Annotated in this window: 19 protein-coding genes, 1 pseudogene and 1 riboswitch; of the genes and pseudogenes, 11 read left to right on the top strand and 9 right to left on the bottom strand. The window is 48.9% G+C overall.

What is annotated here, in order from left to right; all coding sequences use genetic code 11:
* The first annotated feature begins 28 nt into the window (after window positions 1-28).
* The 6 genes from trxB to infA all read left to right on the top strand — a co-directional run bounded on the left by trxB (window position 29) and on the right by infA (window position 6345).
* Window positions 29-988 carry a thioredoxin-disulfide reductase gene (gene trxB, locus HLG76_RS03000; protein WP_077460191.1) on the top strand — a complete coding sequence of 320 codons (960 nt, stop codon included), beginning with the start codon at window positions 29-31 and terminating at the stop codon, window positions 986-988.
* Window positions 989-1065: 77 nt separating this feature from the next.
* Complete coding sequence (gene cydD / locus HLG76_RS02995; protein ID WP_175993032.1) at window positions 1066-2835, top strand: cysteine/glutathione ABC transporter permease/ATP-binding protein CydD; 1770 nt, start codon at window positions 1066-1068, stop codon at window positions 2833-2835.
* Window positions 2828-4546 carry a cysteine/glutathione ABC transporter ATP-binding protein/permease CydC gene (cydC, locus tag HLG76_RS02990; RefSeq protein ID WP_175993031.1) on the top strand — a complete coding sequence of 573 codons (1719 nt, stop codon included), beginning with the start codon at window positions 2828-2830 and terminating at the stop codon, window positions 4544-4546. The genes cydD and cydC overlap by 8 nt, the downstream gene beginning before the upstream one ends.
* A gap of 15 nt (window positions 4547-4561) precedes the next feature.
* A complete protein-coding gene (aat, locus tag HLG76_RS02985; RefSeq protein ID WP_175993030.1) occupies window positions 4562-5275 on the top strand; it encodes a leucyl/phenylalanyl-tRNA--protein transferase in 714 nt (237 codons plus the stop codon).
* Window positions 5272-5997: an arginyltransferase gene (locus HLG76_RS02980; RefSeq protein ID WP_077575858.1), complete on the top strand. Its 726-nt coding sequence runs from the start codon at window positions 5272-5274 to the stop codon at window positions 5995-5997. Before aat ends, HLG76_RS02980 begins: the two co-directional genes overlap by 4 nt.
* A 129-nt stretch (window positions 5998-6126) precedes the next feature.
* Window positions 6127-6345: a translation initiation factor IF-1 gene (gene infA, locus HLG76_RS02975; protein ID WP_021022425.1), complete on the top strand. Its 219-nt coding sequence runs from the start codon at window positions 6127-6129 to the stop codon at window positions 6343-6345.
* Window positions 6346-6439: 94 nt separating this feature from the next.
* Here infA and clpA read toward each other — a convergent pair whose 3' ends face one another.
* Together clpA and clpS are read right to left on the bottom strand one after the other, a co-directional pair.
* Window positions 6440-8695 (bottom strand): ATP-dependent Clp protease ATP-binding subunit ClpA, encoded by a 2256-nt coding sequence (gene clpA, locus HLG76_RS02970; protein ID WP_175993029.1) that lies wholly within the window; start codon window positions 8693-8695, stop codon window positions 6440-6442.
* 45 nt (window positions 8696-8740) lie between these two features.
* Complete coding sequence (gene clpS / locus HLG76_RS02965) at window positions 8741-9061, bottom strand: ATP-dependent Clp protease adapter ClpS (RefSeq protein WP_021022427.1); 321 nt, start codon at window positions 9059-9061, stop codon at window positions 8741-8743.
* Between the two features lie 827 nt (window positions 9062-9888).
* Here clpS and cspD point away from each other — a divergent pair.
* Window positions 9889-10110 carry a cold shock domain-containing protein CspD gene (cspD, locus tag HLG76_RS02960; RefSeq protein WP_021022429.1) on the top strand — a complete coding sequence of 74 codons (222 nt, stop codon included), beginning with the start codon at window positions 9889-9891 and terminating at the stop codon, window positions 10108-10110.
* A gap of 87 nt (window positions 10111-10197) precedes the next feature.
* On the opposite strand, the gene HLG76_RS02955 is transcribed toward cspD, so the two are convergent.
* Both HLG76_RS02955 and HLG76_RS02950 read right to left on the bottom strand, forming a co-directional pair.
* Window positions 10198-10779, bottom strand: a complete 582-nt coding sequence (locus HLG76_RS02955) for a thymidine kinase (protein WP_021022430.1) — start codon at window positions 10777-10779, stop codon at window positions 10198-10200.
* A gap of 110 nt (window positions 10780-10889) precedes the next feature.
* Window positions 10890-12472 (bottom strand): annotated as a pseudogene (locus HLG76_RS02950) (Na+/H+ antiporter NhaC family protein).
* Window positions 12473-12560: 88 nt separating this feature from the next.
* Window positions 12561-12742, bottom strand: a riboswitch (Lysine riboswitch).
* A 281-nt stretch (window positions 12743-13023) separates the two neighbouring features.
* On the opposite strand from HLG76_RS02950, the gene HLG76_RS02945 reads away from it, so the two are divergent.
* Window positions 13024-13449 (top strand): H-NS family nucleoid-associated regulatory protein, encoded by a 426-nt coding sequence (locus HLG76_RS02945; RefSeq protein WP_021022432.1) that lies wholly within the window; start codon window positions 13024-13026, stop codon window positions 13447-13449.
* 58 nt (window positions 13450-13507) lie between these two features.
* On the opposite strand, the gene HLG76_RS02940 is transcribed toward HLG76_RS02945, so the two are convergent.
* Both HLG76_RS02940 and HLG76_RS02935 read right to left on the bottom strand, forming a co-directional pair.
* Entirely contained in the window at window positions 13508-14479 is a 972-nt protein-coding gene (locus HLG76_RS02940) for a lytic transglycosylase domain-containing protein (protein WP_077661360.1), read from the bottom strand.
* Window positions 14480-14489: 10 nt separating this feature from the next.
* Window positions 14490-14765 (bottom strand): YcgL domain-containing protein, encoded by a 276-nt coding sequence (locus HLG76_RS02935; protein ID WP_021022434.1) that lies wholly within the window; start codon window positions 14763-14765, stop codon window positions 14490-14492.
* A 268-nt stretch (window positions 14766-15033) separates the two neighbouring features.
* Here HLG76_RS02935 and minC point away from each other — a divergent pair, with 268 nt between their 5' ends.
* From minC to minE, 3 genes are read left to right on the top strand one after another with little or no spacing between them, the layout of a single operon-like run.
* Window positions 15034-15696, top strand: a complete 663-nt coding sequence (gene minC, locus HLG76_RS02930; protein ID WP_077460183.1) for a septum site-determining protein MinC — start codon at window positions 15034-15036, stop codon at window positions 15694-15696.
* 17 nt (window positions 15697-15713) lie between these two features.
* Entirely contained in the window at window positions 15714-16526 is an 813-nt protein-coding gene (gene minD, locus HLG76_RS02925) for a septum site-determining protein MinD (protein WP_077460182.1), read from the top strand.
* Between the two features lies 1 nt (window position 16527).
* Window positions 16528-16797: a cell division topological specificity factor MinE gene (gene minE, locus HLG76_RS02920; RefSeq protein ID WP_021022437.1), complete on the top strand. Its 270-nt coding sequence runs from the start codon at window positions 16528-16530 to the stop codon at window positions 16795-16797.
* Window positions 16798-16853: 56 nt separating this feature from the next.
* On the opposite strand, the gene rnd is transcribed toward minE, so the two are convergent.
* The 3 genes from rnd to HLG76_RS02905 all read right to left on the bottom strand — a co-directional run bounded on the left by rnd (window position 16854) and on the right by HLG76_RS02905 (window position 20845).
* Entirely contained in the window at window positions 16854-17987 is a 1134-nt protein-coding gene (gene rnd / locus HLG76_RS02915) for a ribonuclease D (protein ID WP_077679042.1), read from the bottom strand.
* A gap of 85 nt (window positions 17988-18072) precedes the next feature.
* Entirely contained in the window at window positions 18073-19764 is a 1692-nt protein-coding gene (gene fadD, locus HLG76_RS02910) for a long-chain-fatty-acid--CoA ligase FadD (RefSeq protein ID WP_077661359.1), read from the bottom strand.
* 121 nt (window positions 19765-19885) lie between these two features.
* Window positions 19886-20845, bottom strand: coding sequence for an alpha/beta fold hydrolase (locus HLG76_RS02905; protein ID WP_241833876.1), 960 nt, complete (start codon window positions 20843-20845; stop codon window positions 19886-19888).
* Between the last annotated feature and the right edge of the window lie 6 nt (window positions 20846-20851).

Below are 20851 nucleotides of genomic sequence, written 5' to 3'. Positions count from 1 at the left end.
CGAACCTCTTTCCTGCTCGGAGACGTGAATGAGTAACATTAAGCATGCGAACCTATTGATTCTTGGTTCAGGCCCAGCGGGCTACACCGCGGCTGTTTACGCGGCTCGTGCCAATTTAAACCCTGTTATGGTAACAGGCATGCAACAAGGGGGTCAGCTGACCACCACCACGGATGTTGAAAACTGGCCTGGCGATCCGGAAGGACTAACCGGTCCCGCATTAATGGATCGCATGAAAGCCCACGCAGAAAAATTCGATACCGAGATTATTTTTGATCACATCAATGACGTGGATTTATCCTCACGCCCTTTCCGCCTAAAAGGCGACAACGGCGAGTTCACTTGCGATGCCTTGATTATTTCGACGGGAGCGTCTGCGCAATACCTTGGCTTACCGTCTGAAGACGCGTTCAAGGGACGTGGCGTATCCGCCTGTGCGACCTGTGATGGCTTTTTCTATCGCAACCAAAAAGTGGCGGTAATTGGTGGCGGTAATACGGCAGTCGAAGAAGCCTTATACCTTTCTAACATCGCCTCTGAAGTGCATGTTGTCCATCGTCGCGATACCTTCCGTGCTGAGAAAATTCTGGTCGATCGTATGATGGACAAAGTGAAGAACGGTAATATTGTCCTGCACACTAACCGGGTATTGGATGAAGTGTTGGGCGATGAAATGGGCGTGACACAAGCGCGCTTAAAAGACACACAAAGCGATGAGACCGAAACCCTTGATGTGATGGGTGTTTTTGTTGCGATTGGCCATAAACCTAACACAGACATCTTTGCTGACCAGCTGAAAATGGAAAACGGCTATATCCAGGTTGAATCAGGCCTAAGTGGCAATGCAACCCAGACAAGCGTCGAAGGCGTATTTGCGGCTGGTGATGTCATGGACCACGTATACCGTCAAGCGATTACCTCTGCAGGGACCGGCTGTATGGCGGCTCTAGATGCCGAGCGTTATCTCGACGCACTCGCGAATCAGTAATTTCTCGCGCTCATGCAGGCTATCATTCGATGGCCTGCCCAGCCTGTTGGCAGGCTTTGATAAAATAATAAGATGATATGGATAAATCTAAACAGCGGGCGCTAACCCAATGGCTCAAGTCGCAGAGCACGTTAGCCAAACCCTGGTTAGTTGCGACGATTAGCATTGCACTCCTCTCTGGTGTGCTTTTGATTGCCCAAGCAGCACTTCTTGCCCACCTGCTGCATCAACTGATTATTGAGCAAACCGATAAATACGCCTTACTGCCAAGTTTTCTCACATTGGTCGGCGTTGTTTTAGCCCGTGCTGGGTGTAGTTGGGCCAAAGAACAAACTGGCTATCGCTGTGGTGAGGTCATTCGGCAACACATCCGCCAGTTAATACTCAACCGACTTCATGCGCTTGGACCTGTGAGTATTCAAGGGCGACCCGCGGGGAGCTGGGCAAGCCTGATCCTTGAGCAGGTTGAGGAGTTACAGGACTTTTTCGCTCGTTACTTACCCCAAATGGCGATCGCAGTCTTGATCCCCTTAGTGATTTTAGTCGTCGTGTTTCCAATCAATTGGGCATCTGGGCTGATCTTTTTAATCACAGCACCGCTGGTTCCCCTGTTTATGGCACTGGTCGGGATGAAAGCTGCCGATGCTAACCGCAAGAATTTTAAAGCACTGCAGCGTTTATCCGGCTATTTTTACGATCGTTTACGTGGCCTACCCACACTAAAACTATTTAATCGCGTTGATGCCGAAGCCGATCAGTTACACCTGGCGTCACATACGTTCCGTCAACGAACGATGGAAGTATTACGTCTCGCGTTCCTATCTTCTGCGGTGCTTGAGTTTTTTACGGCGATTTCGATTGCGGTTGTGGCGGTGTATTTTGGTTTTAGTTTTATCGGTGAGCTTGACTTTGGTCATTACGGAGCGCCTATTTCGCTCTTTACCGGCTTGTTTGTGCTGGTGTTGGCACCGGAGTTTTACCAACCGCTTCGCGATCTCGGTACCTTTTATCATGCCAAAGCGCAAGCGATTGGGGCTGCTGAATCGATTGTCACATTTTTAAACGCTGAGCCTGATACAGGCACGCAAGGAGAAGCAACTCCCGACTTGGCCACGGTCACCATCACTGCCGAGGCTCTCGAAGTGCTCAGCCCAGATGGCCAGGTACTCGCCGGTCCCATGAGTTTTCATATTAAGCCCGGTGAACATATCGCACTGGTTGGCGTGAGTGGCGCCGGAAAATCTAGCTTAATCAATGCGTTACTCGGCTTTCTTCCCTACCGAGGTAGCTTGACCATTAATGGCTGTGAACGCAGTGAGCTGGCACTTTCGCATTGGCGACAAGCCATTAGCTGGGTAGGGCAAAATCCACAACTGTTCCATGGCAGTATTCGCGATAATATCGCGCTCGCCAACCCCGATGCGAGTCCAGAAACGATTAACCAGGTGATGACACAAGCCTATGTGGATGAATTCGTGATGCGGTTAAAAAATGGCCTTGCGCACGCCGTCGGTGATCGCAATGGCGGCTTATCCGTCGGCCAAGCGCAGCGTGTCGCTGTCGCACGCGCCTTGTTGCAAGACGGTGCGTTATGGGTGCTAGATGAACCGACTGCGAGCCTGGATGCACACAGTGAAAAGCTGGTCATTGAAAGCTTACACGCTGCCACTCAAGCTAAAACCTGCATCCAGGTCTCTCACCGTCTAGATGCACTGGCTAACAGTGATCAAGTCTGGTTGATGGCCGACGGAAAGCTGGTTCAACAAGGCCAGTATCATCAATTAGCGCACACAGGGCCGCTGGCAGAGATGCTGGCTTCAGCCGATAGGAGAAATCTTGATGCGTGAACTCCTGCCGTATCTACGCTTGTATAAACGTCATTGGTTTGGCTTAAGTTTGGGCATTGTCCTCGCGTTTGCCACTTTATTTGCCGCCATTGGCTTGCTCACTCTCTCTGGCTGGTTCATTGCCGCAGCGGCAGTGGCCGGTATCGCAGGCATCGCCACCTTTAACTATATGTTGCCAGCCGCGGGCGTGCGTGGGTTTTCTATTGGGCGCACCTTTGGTCGCTGGGCGGAACGTGTGGTCAGCCATAACGCTACTTTCAAGTTGCTTGCTGATCTCCGCGTGTCGTTTTTCCGTAAATTGGCGCCGTTAGTCCCCGACCATCGTCTGAATATGCGTGATGGTGATTTGCTTAACCGCATGGTGGCGGATGTCGACGCCATGGATCATGTTTATCTACGCCTTATTAGCCCCATGATTGTGGGTGTACTGGGCGTATTAGCCGTGAGCTTATTCTTGGGCTGGTTTGATCCGACGCTTGGTATTGCCTTGGGTCTGAGTTTGCTGGTACTGCTTGTCAGTCTACCGATCGTTTTCTATCGTCTGGGCAAGGATCAGGGCCGAGATCAACTAGAACAAAATGCCGCAACCCGCGTTGCCCTGCTAGATTGGCTGCAAGGCCATGCAGAATTAGCCTTATTTGGCGCTCGTGAGCGATATCGTGCGCGCATTGACGACAGCGAACAAGCGATGCTCAACGCGCAAGCGAATATGGCCCGTATCACAGGATGGGCTAACGCCGTGCTAATCGCAGCCACCGGACTCACGTTAGTCTTGATGATTTGGCTGGCAGCCGATGGCGTTGGCGATCGTGCACCAGGCCCCCTCATCGCCATGGTAGCGTTTACGACCATGGCAAGCTTTGAGCTGATGATGCCGATTACGGCAGCTTTCCAATATTTAGGCAAAACGCTCACGGCCGCAAAACGGCTCAACGCCATCACAGAACGCCCACCCAGTGTTCCTTTCCCTCTCGATGGCCACAAAGGACCGGTAACAGGATCAATTGGCTTGAATAAGGTGAGCTATCAATACCCTGGGGCGGCACAAGAGGCGGTATCAAGGGTCTCGCTGGACATCACAGCAGGGCAAACCGTCGCGCTATTAGGTCGTACAGGTTGTGGTAAGTCGACCCTTATGAGCTTGCTGACGCGTGCATGGGATCCGACTCAGGGGCAAATTACACTCGATGGTGTTCCGTTGAGCGAGTGGGATGAGTCTAGGTTACGTGATGCTATGTCTGTGGTGACGCAACGGGTTGATCTCTTTAACGGCTCACTCCGCGATAATCTCATTCTCGCCCGTCCAAATGCCTCAGACTCGGCATTATCTCAGGCATTGACGCAGGTCGGGTTAGCGCGCCTATTAGAAGGGCAAGGCTTAGACACCTGGCTAGGCGATGGTGGACGCCAGTTATCAGGCGGTGAGCGCCGTCGTTTAGGTATCGCGCGTGGTTTATTGCATTCGGCCCCGATTATGCTCTTAGATGAACCGACAGAAGGCTTAGATGTGCAAACTGAAGCCGAAATCCTGTCTTTATTGAAAACCCATTGCCAAGATAAAACAGTGGTGCTCATTACCCATCGTCTTGTTGGCTTGGAGCAGATGGACACTGTCTGCTTAATGGATGCCGGTCAGATTGTTGAACAAGGGACGCATCAGTCATTGATCGATGCCAATGGACGCTATGCACAATTGATGCATCGGCTGTAAATCAGAGAGCACACGATGACCCTCTATTTGCCTCCTTTAGCGCAACATGACGTTCGTTTTCCTCCCGTCACCGAGGCGCTAGATCATCCCGATGGCTTGCTTGCCATCGGGGGGGATCTTAGCCCTGCTCGGCTAATGTCTGCGTATCGCAATGGGATTTTCCCGTGGTTTGGTGAAGATGACCCGCTGTTATGGTGGTCACCCAGTGAGCGGGCCATCATTCAGCCAACCGAGTTTCACGCCAGCAGAAGCTTACAAAAAGCAGCGAGAAAGTCCGGAATGACGGTTACCTTGAATCAGGCCTTTGAGCGCGTTATTGCTATCTGTGCCGAGATTCGAGGGCCGGAGCAAACTTGGATCACGCACGAAATGCAAGCGGCCTATTGCCAGCTTCATCATCAAGGTGATGCCCACAGCGTGGAAGTATGGCAAGGCAATACATTAGTCGGCGGATTATACGGTGTGTCGGTGGGGGCCATTTTCTGCGGTGAGTCCATGTTTTCAAGCACAACGAATGGGTCTAAATTCGCGCTGTGGCAATTCAGCCAATATTTTGCTCACCAAGGAGGGCAATATATTGATTGCCAAATGATGACACCCCATTTAGCGTCATTAGGTGCGCAACCTTGGTCACGTCATACGTTTATCGACGCGCTTCACGCACATCGTGACCGCCCTATTGCTGATGGCTACCCACCGCAACGTCTTGCCGATTGGAGAATAACATGAGTGTTGGAATCCAAGTTGGTGTCACACCAGGCGCTGATTGCCAGTATCTTACTGATCAAACTGAGCAACTCGCGGTGGTGATGTCTCCAGAATACCATCAACGCGAACGTTATGGCGCGCTGTTAGCGGCAGGCTTTCGGCGAAGCGGTCATCTCATCTACCGTCCTCATTGCCCTTCTTGTCAGGCTTGCCAAGCGTTGAGAGTCGATGTCGACCATTACCGCCCATCAAAAAGTCAAAAGCGGCATCGCAGCCAGCTCAAGCGCCTCACTATGCACGTCAGTGACCAGTTAGATGACCACTGGTTCGAGTTGTATGACCGCTATATTACCGCCCGTCACTCAGAGGGCAACATGTACCCGGCCAAACGGCAAGACTTCTTAGATTTTATCCATAGTGATTGGCTAACCCCGCGCTTTATTCATCTGTATCAAAATGAAGAACAGCGTTCACGCTTGATCGCCGTGGCAGTGATCGATGTGGTGGATGACGGCCTTAGTGCCTTATATACGTTTTTTGACCCCCAGCACCGATTTTCATTAGGACGTGTGAGTATTCAAGCGCAACTCCAGCTAGCAAAATCGATGCAGTTACCTTGGCTGTATTTGGGCTACCAAATCGATGCCTGCGCCGCGATGCGCTATAAAGCGGACTATTATCCCCACCAACGCTTTATTAATCAGCAGTGGCGGGCCTTTTCCTGGCCAGTTATTCCACAATAGTCGCTATTTTTTCTAGCAAGGTGCGCCCCAACAGGGTAAAATTCGCACCCGAACTTTACAGACTTTCAGAATAGAGGCATTATCTGTCGGTCAAAAAATTGGCTATCAGAATAAGCCTAAGAGGATTCAATGGCAAAAGAAGACGTAATTGAAATGCAAGGCACCGTATTGGATACGCTGCCTAACACTATGTTCCGCGTAGAACTAGAAAACGGTCACGTGGTGACTGCCCACATTTCAGGCAAGATGCGTAAGCACTACATCCGCATCCTGACCGGCGACAAAGTCACTGTTGAAATGACCCCTTACGATTTGTCGAAAGGTCGCATCGTTTTCCGTTCGCGTTAATCCTCCGAACGCGGTCAAAAAAACCCGGCTCTCAGGCCGGGTTTTGCTTTTGGTGAACGCTTGCTTTAATGAACACTTACGTGAGCAACTGCCGTTACGCGGGCTCCATTTGATCACTGAACTGGAAGTCCAAGCGGTTATTTTTCAATACCACTCGAACCGTTCCTCCATTGATCAAACAACCAAAGAGCAGTTCGTTCGCTAATGGTTTTTTCAGATTATCTTGAATCACACGCCCCATCGGTCGCGCACCCATCGCCTTATCGTAGCCCTCTTCTGCCAACCACTGTTTGGCTTCCGATGTCACTTCGAGTGAAACACCTTTAGCATCCAGTTGCGCTTGCAGCTCAACAATAAATTTATCCACCACTTGCAAAATGACCTGCTCATCCAAGTGATTGAACCAGATGATATTGTCGAGACGATTACGGAACTCAGGTGAAAATACCTTTTTAATTTCCGACATTGCATCATGGCTGTGATCCTGCTGAATCAAACCGATGGACTTACGTACCGTTTCCGCCACCCCGGCGTTGGTTGTCATCACCAAGATAACATTACGGAAATCGGCTTTGCGGCCATTGTTGTCAGTCAGTGTGCCATTATCCATGACTTGGAGTAACAAGTTAAACACGTCAGGATGCGCTTTCTCGATCTCATCAAGCAGCACCACACTGTAAGGATGCTTAATCACCGCATCCGTCAGCAGGCCGCCTTGATCGTAGCCAACATAACCTGGTGGTGCACCAATCAAGCGGCTGACGGTGTGACGCTCCATGTATTCGGACATATCAAAACGTTGGAGTTCAATGCCCATGGCACGCGCAAGCTGCACGGTCACCTCTGTTTTGCCCACACCTGTTGGCCCAGCAAACAAGAACGACCCCACGGGTTTGTTATCATCACCCAAGCCGGCACGACTGAGTTTAATCGCCTCTGACAATGCCGTGATCGCAGTATCTTGCCCAAACACCAACATCTTAAGTTTGTCGTCTAGCGACTGCAGCACATCTTTATCGGAAGAAGATATCGACTTCTCCGGGATCCGTGCCATTTTTGCAATCATGGTTTCAACATCAGGCACGTTGACGGTTTTTTTACGCTTACTCGCAGGTGCCATTCGGCATCGCGCGCCCGCTTCATCAATCACGTCAATCGCCTTGTCAGGAAGGTGGCGCTCATTGATGTATTTTGCCGACAACTCAACCGCCGCACGAATCGCTTTGTTGGTATACCGCACTTCATGATGAGCTTCGTATTTCGGTTTCAAGCCCATCAAGATCTTGGTGGTATCGTCGATAGACGGCTCCAACACATCAATTTTTTGGAAGCGACGCGCCAATGCACGCTCTTTCTCAAAGATAGAGCCGTACTCTTGGTAGGTTGTCGAACCAATACAACGTAACTTACCGCTGCTCAGTAGCGGCTTGATCAAGTTTGCAGCATCGACTTGGCCGCCACTTGCCGCACCCGCGCCAATGATAGTGTGGATCTCATCAATGAAAAGTACGGCATGATCTTCTTTCTCAAGCTGCTTTAAAATTGATTTAAAGCGTTTCTCGAAATCACCGCGATACTTGGTCCCCGCCAAGAGCGAGCCAATATCTAGCGAATAGATGACGCAGTCTTTAATGACATCGGGCACTTGGCCTTCGACAATGCGCCACGCCAGCCCTTCGGCAATCGCTGTTTTTCCCACGCCGGCTTCCCCCACCAGCAATGGATTGTTCTTGCGACGACGGCACAGCACCTGAATGGTTCGCTCAAGCTCTTTGTCACGACCAATCAAGGGATCTATGCCACCGACGCGCGCCAACTGGTTTAGGTTGGTAGCAAAGTTTTCTAAGCGATCTTCACCTGGGTCGGCGCCCGCTTCTTCTGTCCCCATATCGCTACTGGGAAGATCTTCACCGTCGTCTTTGGTGGTGCCGTGGGAGATATAGTTCACCACGTCTAAGCGGCTGACATCATTTTTCTTCAACAAATAAGCCGCATGCGACTCTTGCTCACTGAAGATAGCGACAAGCACGTTCGCACCACTGACTTCGCTGCGCCCCGATGACTGAACATGGAACACGGCCCGTTGCAAGACGCGCTGGAAGCTCAACGTGGGTTGTGTTTCTCGCGACTCATCATCCGCCGGGATCAGCGGTGTGGTTTGTTCAATAAACGCGTCGAGTTCTTTGCGTAGCGCCTCCAGATCAGCTCGGCATGCCACCAGCGCTTCATGCGCCGCCGCATTTTCGATTAACGCGAGAAGCAGGTGCTCCACCGTCATAAATTCGTGGCGTTTTTCACGCGCACGTGCAAACGCGCCGTTCAAACTTGCTTCAAGTTCTTTGTTAAGCATAAAGGCACCTCCCTCAAAAACCGCGCTAAAGCGTGATGAAGCAGCTTACGCTTTCTCCATCGTGCACAGTAGCGGATGGCCATGCTCTTTGGCATACATCATTACCTGTGCCACTTTCGTTTCAGCGACCTCGGCAGTAAACACACCGCAGACCGCTTTTCCTTCATAGTGCACCGCCAGCATGACTTGTGTCGCTTTGTCCACATCCATGGCAAAAAACGTCTGGAGCACTTCGATAACAAACTCCATGGGAGTGTAGTCATCATTGTTGAGCACCACCTTGTACATCGATGGCGGTTGTAACTTAGTTTTTTCTGACGCCTCAAGCTCTGCGTCAGGCAAACCCCATTGATTCCAATTACTCATAACCACTTCAATGCATTGTTAGGGTATCAAGGCTCATTGTGTGGCGGGGCAGCACTGCCATCCACGAATCCCGTCCACCTGTCTTTAAAGTTAAGCTACAGATTGTATTCCAGCAACCTTTTCAATGCGAACATCGTTTGTCTGAGCAATTGTTAATCATGGTAGTGCTTTATCGTTGCACATATATATAGGGTGAAACACGCAAATTCGTTCACTGACTATGCCAAAGCCCATGAAAATGTGTTACCAACCGGGTGCCTGTATGCGTGCACAAAAAAAAAGGCAGACATACACCTACCCGATGGGCTATCACCACGCAAGCAGGATCATATGTTCGCTTATCCTGTGTTCTTTCTTCTTACAATTATTCAATAAACCTTCATGTTTACGCATTTGGCGCTAACACTCATTCGTAAACTCGATACCGCGCCGGCAAACAACGTCAAATCACAACAAAAAAACAAAATTCTCAAACAAAATATTATTAAACAATGTGTTATATAAAACAAACCATAAAAACAACACTTATCACGAGCGAAAAAGCATCGATAACAGTCCGACATTCATGCAAATGACATGTCTGTTCTTTAATGAATTATCGTCACTCCCTCACACTTTTTCGATTTATTATTACATTCTTGTTATATGTTATAGCCAGCGCTTGACTGCCTAAAAGTATCTACTAAAGTGGATTGTGTGGTAGGTAAATGACCAAGCTGGCTTCGGTCAGTCTGCGCTAGGGGGAATCCCAAGCTCAAGGCTAACCAGAAGGTGACAAGGCGTTTATCACGAGGTATGCAAAGTTTGATGCAAGAAGGATGTGTCGCATGGAAACTGGTACAGTAAAATGGTTTAACAATGCAAAAGGATTTGGCTTTATTTGTCCAGGAGAAGGGGAAGGAGACGTATTCGCTCACTACTCTACGATTCAAATGGATGGATATAAGACATTAAAAGCGGGGCAAACCGTCAGCTACGAAGTCGAGGAAGGACCTAAAGGCTACCATGCCAGCCAAATTGTGCCAGTCGATCAAGAGGCAGTGAAATAGCACTGATCCCGATCGGCCAAATTGAAGAAAAGGCGAGCTGTTGCTCGCCTTTTTTGTCTTTTCAGTGTGTCACACCGGTTCCATTGCTCAGAGCAGTCCGAGCATCTGCTTGTAGTGGCGACGACAAACAGAGACATAACGTTCATTGCCCCCAATCACAACCTGATCGCCATCTGCAATCGCGTTGCCTTCAGCGTCTTGCCGAATGACACGACTGGCTTTACGTCCACAATGACACACAGTTTTAAGCTCCACCAATTTGTCAGCCCACGCGAGTAAGTACTGTGACCCTTCAAACAATTCACCACGAAAATCGGTACGCAAACCATAACATAGGACAGGGATCCGCAATTTATCCACGACATCGGTCAGTTCCAGTACTTGCTGCTTGGTTAAAAACTGGCTCTCGTCAATTAACAAACAGTCGACTTTGTCCTGAGATAAAATGGCCGCCACATGCTCAAACAACGACGTTTGGTTGTCATACAGATGTGCATCCGCGTCCAGGCCTATACGTGAACTTATTTTACCTTGCCCGTAGCGATTATCGATCGCGGCGGTGAACAGTAAAGGCTGCATCCCACGCTCTTGATAATTGAACGCAGATTGCAACAAGGTGGTCGATTTACCGGCATTCATTGCCGAATAGTAAAAATATAACTGGGCCATAACTGTCTCTACACGTAACGCCCTACTTCAGGGCCAACATCATTCAATACACCGGCATGCTACCGAACCCGCAGAAAAAGAAAAGCCCCGTTTATGCGGGGCTTGAAGGACTATCCTTTCAATTGACAGGGCCGCTTTTTAAGCCAAAGTAACCCCGAGCACAAAAGAATGAACGCCAGCGTCGACGCGGCTAATGACCATAACAAAGAGGCGGTAAAGCCAAGCACTAAGAGCCAAATGTCGCAACGACTGCGCCCCCGATTGCATAAGGTAGCTGCGTGGCGACGTGGTCAATATGCCCACAGCGCGCCCCTGTTGAGGATAAAATAGTGGTATCTGAGATAGGAGAACAATGATCGCCAAATACAGCACCGGCTAATACCGCAGACAGCATCGGCAACATCAGCGCAATATCCGTCGCTGCCGCAAGATCCCCCGCAATCGGGAGCATAATACCAAATGTGCCCCACGACGTGCCCGTGGCGAATGCCATCACTGCCGCCAATAAAAATAAAACCACAGGTAACAATTGAGCAGGTAGGTTACCTTGCACTAACGAGGATAAATATTTACCCGTTTGTAAATCACCAATGATATGGCCAATCGACCAAGCAAATAGCAATATAAGAATCGCACCAAACATTGATTTAGCGCCGACCCATAACGTCTTCGCAATATCGGGCTTAGCAATGCCTTGTTTAACCGTCATCACTAGCGCAACAAACAGGCCGGCCAGTCCGCCCCACAGTAATGACATGCCGACGTCGGTATTCTCAAACGCTCCCAGTATAGAGAATGCATGATGATCAGCGGCTAAAGATTGCGCACCGGTGTAAAGCATGGCGCTAATCGTGGCGATCACTAGCACGACTATCGGGGCCACCAGATCCGCTACACTGCCATTTTCACTTTCTTCGATGCCTAAATCATCGCAAATATCAGCACAATGTTCGCTTTCATCACCTAATCGGCTGCCTTTTTTTGCTTGGTATTCAAATTGGCGCATGGGGCCAATATCAAGCTGAAACCAGACCACGGCAAACACTAACAGCAGCGCAAAAATGGCATAAAAGTTCATCGGAATCATGATGACAAACGCACCCAGTGCGGTGTAATCGGTAACACCATGCGCAACCAAGATAGAGCCAATAACGGTAATGATATAGGCTCCCCAGCTGGAAGCCGGTGTAATCACACACATAGGCGCCGCTGTCGAGTCGAGAATATAGGCAAGTTTTGCCCGTGAAACATGAAAACGATCCGTGACTGGGCGAGAAACGGCCCCCACCGCTAAGCTATTAAAGTAATCATCAACAAAGATGAATACCCCAAGAAAAGCAGCCAGTAACTTCGCACCACGTTTACTCTTAATCCGGCTTTGTGCCCAATTCGCAAACGCGCGCGTCCCCCCTGATAAGGATAATAACGCGGTAATCATGCCCAATAATATTAAAAAGGCGAGGATACTCAAGTTCCAGCTGTTTAAACCGCCATCAGCGATAAATAAGCCAGTGATCACGTCCAGTAAATACTGACTAGCGGGCACAAGTGAAAAATCCGTCAGTAATACGGTGCCAAGGATTATCCCCATACCCAACGACAATAAGACACGTCGAGTTGCAATCGCGAGACCCAAGGCCAGCAACGGAGGAAGCAGTGATAAAGCGGATGAAGAAAAGTCTGTTAAGTTCATGATCTCAATATCAACCAGGTGGTTGGAGATCTACTGCAGAAACGAAGACGGTAAGGCGTGGTATTACACGGCAAACAACTTGCCTCCTACATACAGTAGCGCTCCATAGTGTGTTTCTAAGTACTATGGCAGTGCTGCCCCTATTCGGTAACAGCCCCAGCTCAATCGGTGTGATGACCTGATTGGCTTCGGCATTGTTTCCTTTTATGCGCCCTCATCGGTATCACCCTCTTGCGCATGACTCATAAACAACGCACCTCTACGTTAAGCGAAGTGCATTCTACACATCGTGCTCACTATCGCAACTGTTTATGTTTGAAAAATCATCGGCTCGTTGTCAGGCGTTCTATTCCTTTTCCATGCCAATGATAAACGACGCGCATTCTATTTTTTTAGACACAAGAATCAAAACGCCAATAAAACTATACGCTAGGATTGCGAATAACTTGCAAATAATGAACAATGTGGCGTATTAATATATGTAATATTGTATATTTCATTTATACTGCTATCATCCTTCTATTAACAAATAAATTAAACAGGAACCAATAATGTCTGATGCAATGAAAGCGTTACTCAACCTGCGTAGCTTACGCGCTCTTGCCAAAGAGATGTCAACCGAGCAACTAAACGAAGCGTTAGAGAAACTACATACCGTGGTTGAAGAACGTAAAGAAATTGATCGCGAAGAAGAAGCAAAAGAACAAGAGCGTTTAGAAAAGCTAGAGAAATACCGCGAAATGTTAGTGGCCGATGGCATTGAGCCAGAAGAGCTCATGAAGCTATTAGGTGGCAGCACTAAAGCGAAAACACCAGGAAAGCGCGCAGCACGTCCAGCTAAATACCAATATACTGATAATGACGGTTCACATAAAACATGGACAGGTCAAGGCCGTATGCCTAAGGTTATTCGCGAAGCGACGGAAAGTGGTTCTGCAACACTCGACGATTTCCTCATCCCTGGTCAAGAAGCATAAACTTTTTACCAAGGAAAAAGAAAAAAGAGGCCAAGGCCTCTTTTTTTGTTATAGGGTATCAATCAAATTTAATTCTATCGGCTAAATGACTAACCGCCAGAGCAAAGTAATGCGAGCGGTTCCACTTCAATAAGCTTTGATAATTATTGTAGACCAAATACGCTCTCCCCTTTTCATCATCAGGCTGAATGAGCCATGCTTTGATGTCGACCTTGGGTAACGCTTGGCCGTTCATGCGTCTTACGCCTTTCGTCTGCCAGTCACTTAACAATAAGCCCTTGTCTGCTCCGGTACCGAGTAGAGACCGATCAAGCTGTTCTGGAACTTCAACTTGCCGACCCCATGTGTAGGTATCATCCCAGCCAGCTTGTTTCAGATAATTCGCTGCCGATGCAAAAACATCGGCCTCCGTTTGCCAAATATCCTTTTTACCATCTTGGTTGCCATCCACAGCATAATTAATAAACGAACTGGGCATAAACTGAGATTGCCCCATTGCTCCCGCCCATGATCCTTTCATGTCTTCGGGGGCAATATGACCTTGCTGTAATATTGTCAGTGCTGCCATGGTTTCTTTACGGAAAAAAGCTTCTCGACGGCCATCAAATGCCAATGTCGACAATGCCTCAATCACATTATAACTGCCTTGGAGCTTACCAAAGTTACTTTCAACGCCCCACAGGGCAACAATAAAACGTGGTTGCACCTGGTATTGTTCACCCACTTTTTTTAATGCGTCATAATGCTGATTGTAGAGCTTTTTCGCTTGCGCCACTTTCCAGTCTGGTACCGCTCGAGGAATATACTCGTCTAAAGTAAGGCGCCGCTCGGGTTGATTTCGATCTGAGCTCACCGCACGTTCATGATATTCAATCCCGTCAAACGCTCGCTCGAGCAATGCATCGCTAATCCCTGCCTCACGAGCTTCATCTTTTAATGAGGCCACATATTGTTCAAATCCTGGCTTGGCCATCACTGGGCTAACGATTAATGCAGCCGCCATACAGGCTGAAATCATACCTTTGCGCATAGTCTTCCTTTTACAGTTTTTCGTTTCTATTACGAATAGCCTGCAGCGCTACGTCCGGAGGTGGGGGCAGCTGTACAAAAAACCCCTCCTCTTGCAGGCTTTGCTTTACCTTGGTGATATTGACCACCGCAAGCTTTTCACGCTTGTCTAAGTCAATCATCATTGCGAACTCTGGTTGCCCAAAGCTGTTCATCAGCGCCTCTGGCACATCATCAAATTTATCTTTCTCTGCAAGATAAAGATAGGTGCCTTCTTTCTTTTTGCTTCGATAAATTGCGCAATACATCTCAAAAGTCCTCACGAGCATGCCATAAAACAGGCGATAAATTGTCATCCTCGGGCAAAGGTTTGTTAAACTTTACCGCAAAGTGTATCAAAACACGTATTTGCGGTGGTTTCTCACTATAAAGCTAAAAAACATCATTAAAACGAGAAATCTGACTCGAAAAGCAAACCTTGCTTGCCGCATCCGTGCTGTGAATATACCATGCTATTCAACGTCTGATAATGCGCGTCTGACTCGTGTTTTAACGACAGAACCGGGATCGAATCACATGCTTAAACAACCGGAGTTGAAAGGCTCTACTTTCACCCTATCCGTCCTCCATCTTGTTGACGATAACTTCGCCGCGGCGGCTGATGTGCTGGCCGAGAAGGTCACTCAAGCACCTGGTTTTTTTGAAGGTGCCCCCGTTGTGGCTGATGTTCAACGCCTTTCTCAATGTCCTGACATCAGTGCGTTAAAGCGCTGTTTACAGGCAACGGGAATGATTCTTATCGGACTGACTGGGGTCACGCACAACCATACACGCCAACTTGCGCTAGATTCGGGACTGGCCGTGCTTAAATCAAGTAAGCAGTCACGGATCGCAGATCCGATACAAACGCCAGCAAAAGTGGTCACCGCGCCTGTTCGTTCCGGCCAGCAAATTTATGCTAAAAACGCAGATTTGGTCATCTTGAATCATGTTAGCGCCGGGGCAGAAGTGATTGCCGATGGCAGCATTCATATTTATGGCGTGCTACGAGGCCGAGCAATTGCCGGCGCATGCGGACAAAAACAAGCACGCATTTATTGTCAGAACCTTCAGTCAGAATTATTGTCAGTGGCAGGTAGCTATTGGCTGAATGATAAGATTCCACCAGAACATGTTGAGCGGCCAGCCATGGTGTCGCTTAATCAAGAAAGCTTACAGATTGACCCCCTCACGCTATAACAGAATAAGGACGAGGAATGGCACGAATTATTGTAATTACTTCCGGCAAAGGTGGCGTGGGAAAAACCACCTCAAGTGCAGCATTAGCGACCGGATTAGCATTAACAGGCAAAAAAACAGCGGTTATCGATTTTGATATCGGTTTACGTAACCTGGACTTGGTGATGGGGTGTGAACGCCGTGTTGTCTACGACTTTGTTAATGTCATTAATGGTGAGGCGAATCTCCATCAAGCATTGATTAAAGATAAACGAGTAGAAAACTTGTTTATTCTACCCGCTTCTCAGACACGCGATAAAGATGCGCTGACCAAAGAAGGGGTTGAACGTGTTTTAAAAGACATGGACGAGCTTGGTTTTGAATACATTATTTGCGACTCTCCTGCGGGCATCGAGGCTGGCGCATTAATGGCGCTGTATTTTGCTGATGAAGCAATTGTCACTACCAATCCTGAAGTGTCATCTGTGCGCGATTCTGACCGTATTCTTGGTATTCTTGACTCTAAATCACGCCGCGCAGAAAACGGTGAGGAGCCGGTTAAACACCATTTATTAGTCACTCGTTATAACCCTGCACGTGTGACCAATGGCGAAATGCTAAGTGTCGAAGACGTTGAAGATATTCTACGCATTCCTCTGCTGGGCGTGATCCCGGAAAGCCAGTCGGTATTACACGCCTCGAACAAAGGTGAGCCTGTTGTGCTTGACCAAGAGTCTGACGCAGGCCAGGCCTACGAAGATGCCATCGCTCGTTTGCTGGGTGAAGAGCGCCCCTTCCGCTTTATTGAGGAAGAGCGTAAAGGTTTCTTAAAACGCTTATTTGGAGGCTAATGTGGCATTGCTAGAATTCTTCCGGCCCACTAAGAAAAAGTCCGCCAACATCGCGAAAGAGCGTTTACAGATTATTGTTGCCGAGCGTCGTAGTGCCGATAGCCCTGCTCCAACCTATCTGCCTCAGCTTAAGCAAGATATCTTAGATGTCATCCGGAAATATGTCGATATTGCGCCAGACCAGGTATCGGTTAGCCTCGAGCAAGGGGATGATGATCTGTCTGTTTTAGAGCTAAATGTGACGCTCCCCGAGGAGGGAAAGGACCACTAATACGGCCCCTTTTTCTCAAAAACACGAAAGCGGTGCACAAGCACCGCTTTTTAGGTTTAGGCGGTTGGCTTTTTGGGAATAACCGCTAACAGAGCATAGCCAATTAACGTGTAACGCCATCCTTTTGCTAATTCGGGGCGTTTCTCTTCTTGGCAATCGTCTCGCCATACCCAAGTAATCAGCTGATTCAGCTGCTTTTTGGAGCCAATAAACTCTGGCGCTAATCCAGCGTTATCAGCCGCTTCTTGCACTTTTTCTTTAATTGCTTTGATCACCGCTTTATAGCCTGGTTCATCGACCAATCGTGTCAGCGCTGGCGGGCATTTATCCGCAGTCATCTTGTCAGCCTGTTTTGCGATTTTTATCAGTGTTTGTGCATGATAGCGAATTTCAAAGCGATCAAACCCATGTTCCTGCATTTGTTCTACTGTACGTATATCGTATCGCGCCATTTTCCAAAGGTGCTGTTCTTTGACGATAAAATTAAGCGCCATGTCACGACGTCGTGCCTCTTTGGCTCGCCATTTTGCCAACGCTTGCAATACTGCCAATTGTTGTGGATTCAACTGCCAAGCATATTTAATCTCTCGATAGACGGCATCATCCGCCTTTGGCTGCTGTTTTTTCAGGCAAAGCAGTGCGCACTCCTCGACGATAGCATCTTGCCACGGTGTCTGCGCTAAGGCGTCAGACAACGCCTGATAAAGTGGCATCAAATAGTAAACATCTGCTGCGGCGTAGTGCTTTTGCTTGTCGGTCAGTGGTCGTGCACACCAGTCAGTGCGTGACTCACCCTTGTCCAGCGCCACACCGACATAACGCTCAACTAAACTTGCAAACCCTTCCGATACACCATGGCCTAAAAATGCTGCCATGATTTGGGTATCAATCATTGGTGTCGGTAGCGCACCCGCATGGTGTAGAAACACCTCTAAGTCTTCACTGCTCGCATGTAGCACCTTGGTCACGCTGACGTCGGCCATTAGTGCCCACAAAGGCGATAAATCGTCAATCGCGATAGGATCGACCAGCGCGAGGCACTCCCCGTCATAAAGCTGAACTAAGCCCAGCTGAGCATAGAAAGTGCGAGTGCGGACAAACTCAGTATCGACCATCACGGTTGCTTGCTGACGAAGACGCGTGCATATAGCCACGAGTTGTTGAGAAGAGGTGATCAGTTGATAGTTCACAAAAAAGCCCATAAAGAAAATGCCGGCGATGCCGGCATTTCGTGATTCGTTATCGCTAGTTTACCCTTTTCTGGGTCGGTTCGCATCAAGCCGACGCTTTTTGCGCAGGCGCTTCAGGCTCGTCCCTTAACTCACGACGCAAAATCTTGCCAACATTGGTTTTAGGTAATTCATCCCTAAATTCCACCACACGCGGTACCTTATAGCCCGTAAGATGCTTACGACAGTGGGCAACGAGATCATCTCGCGTGAGCGAAGGATCTTTTTTCACCACACAGATCTTCACCAATTCGCCTGAGTTCTCATCAGGCTGGCCAATCGCTGCAACCTCGAGCACTTTTTCGTGCAGGGCGACCACGTCTTCCACTTCATTTGGGTAAACATTGAAGCCTGATACCAAAATCATGTCTTTTTTGCGGTCAACAATGTGCAAGAAACCATCATCATCAAACTGCACCACATCACCGGTCGCTAACCAGCCATGTTCATCAATGCTCTCCCGTGTGGCTTCAGGCCGATTCCAGTAGCCTTGCATCACCTGTGGGCCACGTACTAGAAGCTCACCGGGTTGATTATCGGCGACATCGTTACCTTCATCATCGACAATACGGACCTCAGTCGAGGGCACGGGCAAACCAATTGAGCCATTGTAGTCTCGCAGATCGTACGGATACGCGGCAACCAAAGGTGAGCATTCGGTTAACCCATATCCTTCGAGTAAGTGCTTACCCGTCAGTTTTTTCCAATTTTCAGCCACTGCACGCTGTACCGCCATGCCTCCTCCCACGGTCAAGCGTAGGTTCGAGAAATCGAGCTCATGGAAATCTTCGTTGTTGAGTAAGGCATTGAATAACGTATTTACGCCGGTGATCGCGGTAAATGGATATTTTTGTAGCTCTTTCACAAAGCCTGGAATATCACGCGGGTTAGAAATCAGTAAGTTCTGCCCCCCCATCTCGATAAACAACAGGCAGTTTACGGTCAACGCAAAGACGTGATAAAGCGGTAATGCAGTTACCACCACTTCTTCACCCGCATTAAGCACCGGCTGGTAGGTACCTTTTGCTTGATAGACATTCGCCAACATATTGCGGTGGGTTAAGATAGCGCCTTTCGCCAATCCAGTGGTGCCACCCGTGTACTGGAGGAAAGCGACATCATCGCCTTTCAAGAAAGGCTTAACGTATTGCATTCGGCGACCACGACTCAGCGTTTGGCGCATCGATGTGGCATGAGGTAAATGATACTTGGGTACCATTTTCTTCACGTATTTGACCACAAAGTTCACCAAGGTTCCTTTGGCGCGCGGGAGTTGCTCGCCTAAGCTGGTCAAAATCACATGCTTGACTGGGGTATTGTCGACCACTTTTTCTAATGTATGGGCAAAGTTACTGACAATCACAATGGCCTTTGCTCCCGCGTCCGTCAGCTGGTGCTCTAACTCACGAGGGGTATATAACGGATTGACGTTAACAGCAACACAACCGGCACGTAAAATGCCGAATAAAGCAATCGGATATTGCAGCAGGTTTGGCATCATGATCGCAACGCGATCGCCTTTTTTCAGCTTCAGCTCATTTTGCAAATAGGCCGCAAACGCGCGGCTACGCTCTTCCAATTTACGAAACGTCATCACCTGCCCCATATTAATAAAGGCAGTCTGGTCGGCGTACTGTTGAACAGAATGTTCAAACATTTCAACAAGGGAGCGATGAGCATCTGGATCTATTTCCGCCGGCACATCCGACGGGTAACGATTAAGCCATACCTTTTCCACTGGCTTTCTCCTATATTTCTGCTGGTCGGCTATTTTGCCCACTTCGATCGACGCAAGGTATAATTCAAACAAGTGTTTAACCTGCCTACCATAACGTTAACATTATTTTTACACGAGCATTTTAAGTGCGCGTTTGAATTTTGGTCACAAAATCCGTTATCAACGACACAGTTTGTTGCGGTTGTTGAAGGTGGCAATGATGGGTTCCGGGAAGCTCAGCGAGGGTGAGTTGTTGAAACCACGTTGCCCGGATGGCCGCATCTGTTGAGCGAAATGCAGGATACCCATCTGTCGCCCGAATCGCCAGTACTGGGCAATTGATCGCTCGAATAATCGACTCACTGTGAGCTGGCGACATCCGATAAAGCGCTTCTGCGCCTAATTTGGGGTCATGACGCCAGCGTACGCCTTGTGTACCCACCGAAAGTCCTCGAGCCACCAAAGGCAGAAGTGCCTCAAGCGACACTTTATTTATCGAGGCGCGTAACCGTAGCGCCTTAAGCGCCGAATCAAAGTAACGGGGGGCCTTTGCTCGTAAAATGGCCCGTTGATTCAAGCTGTTCGCAAAACGTTCAGTGACCGTCTGCTCAGGTTCCGCGATCGGGCCGAGCGCTTCAATGGTCACCATGGCATCAATACTATCGGGGAAACTGGCCGCATAACAGCTAGCGACCACCCCACCCAGTGAATGACCCACCAGCACCACCGGCCCTGTGTGACCGAGCAGCGAGAGCGATGAGTGGTTCAGCACTTGGTGCAGATCATCAAGATAGTCAAAAAACGGATAATAATAATCACCGGGTTTGTGTTCCGATAAACCATGCCCTGGCCAATCAAACAGAATGAGCCCAAAATCTTGCGGCAATAAAGGAAGCAGCGAATGAAAACTCGCGAGATTATCTTGCCAACCGTGCATGAACACTAATGTCGGTGCGCCATGGCTGGGCGTACGCACAGCCGCCGCTACCTGAATGTCTGCAAGCGGGATAGATGTGGTGACCAACCCCGAGCAAAGGCCCACTTGCTCAGGGGGCTGGGCCAATAAAGCATCAAGCTTTGCACTTAACGGTGTGGATAGCATGGCGAC

Origin of the sequence: Salinivibrio sp. EAGSL (assembly GCF_013366455.1) — a bacterium.
Lineage (GTDB): Bacteria > Pseudomonadota > Gammaproteobacteria > Enterobacterales > Vibrionaceae > Salinivibrio > Salinivibrio costicola.
This window is presented reverse-complemented; position numbering and strand designations above follow the sequence as displayed.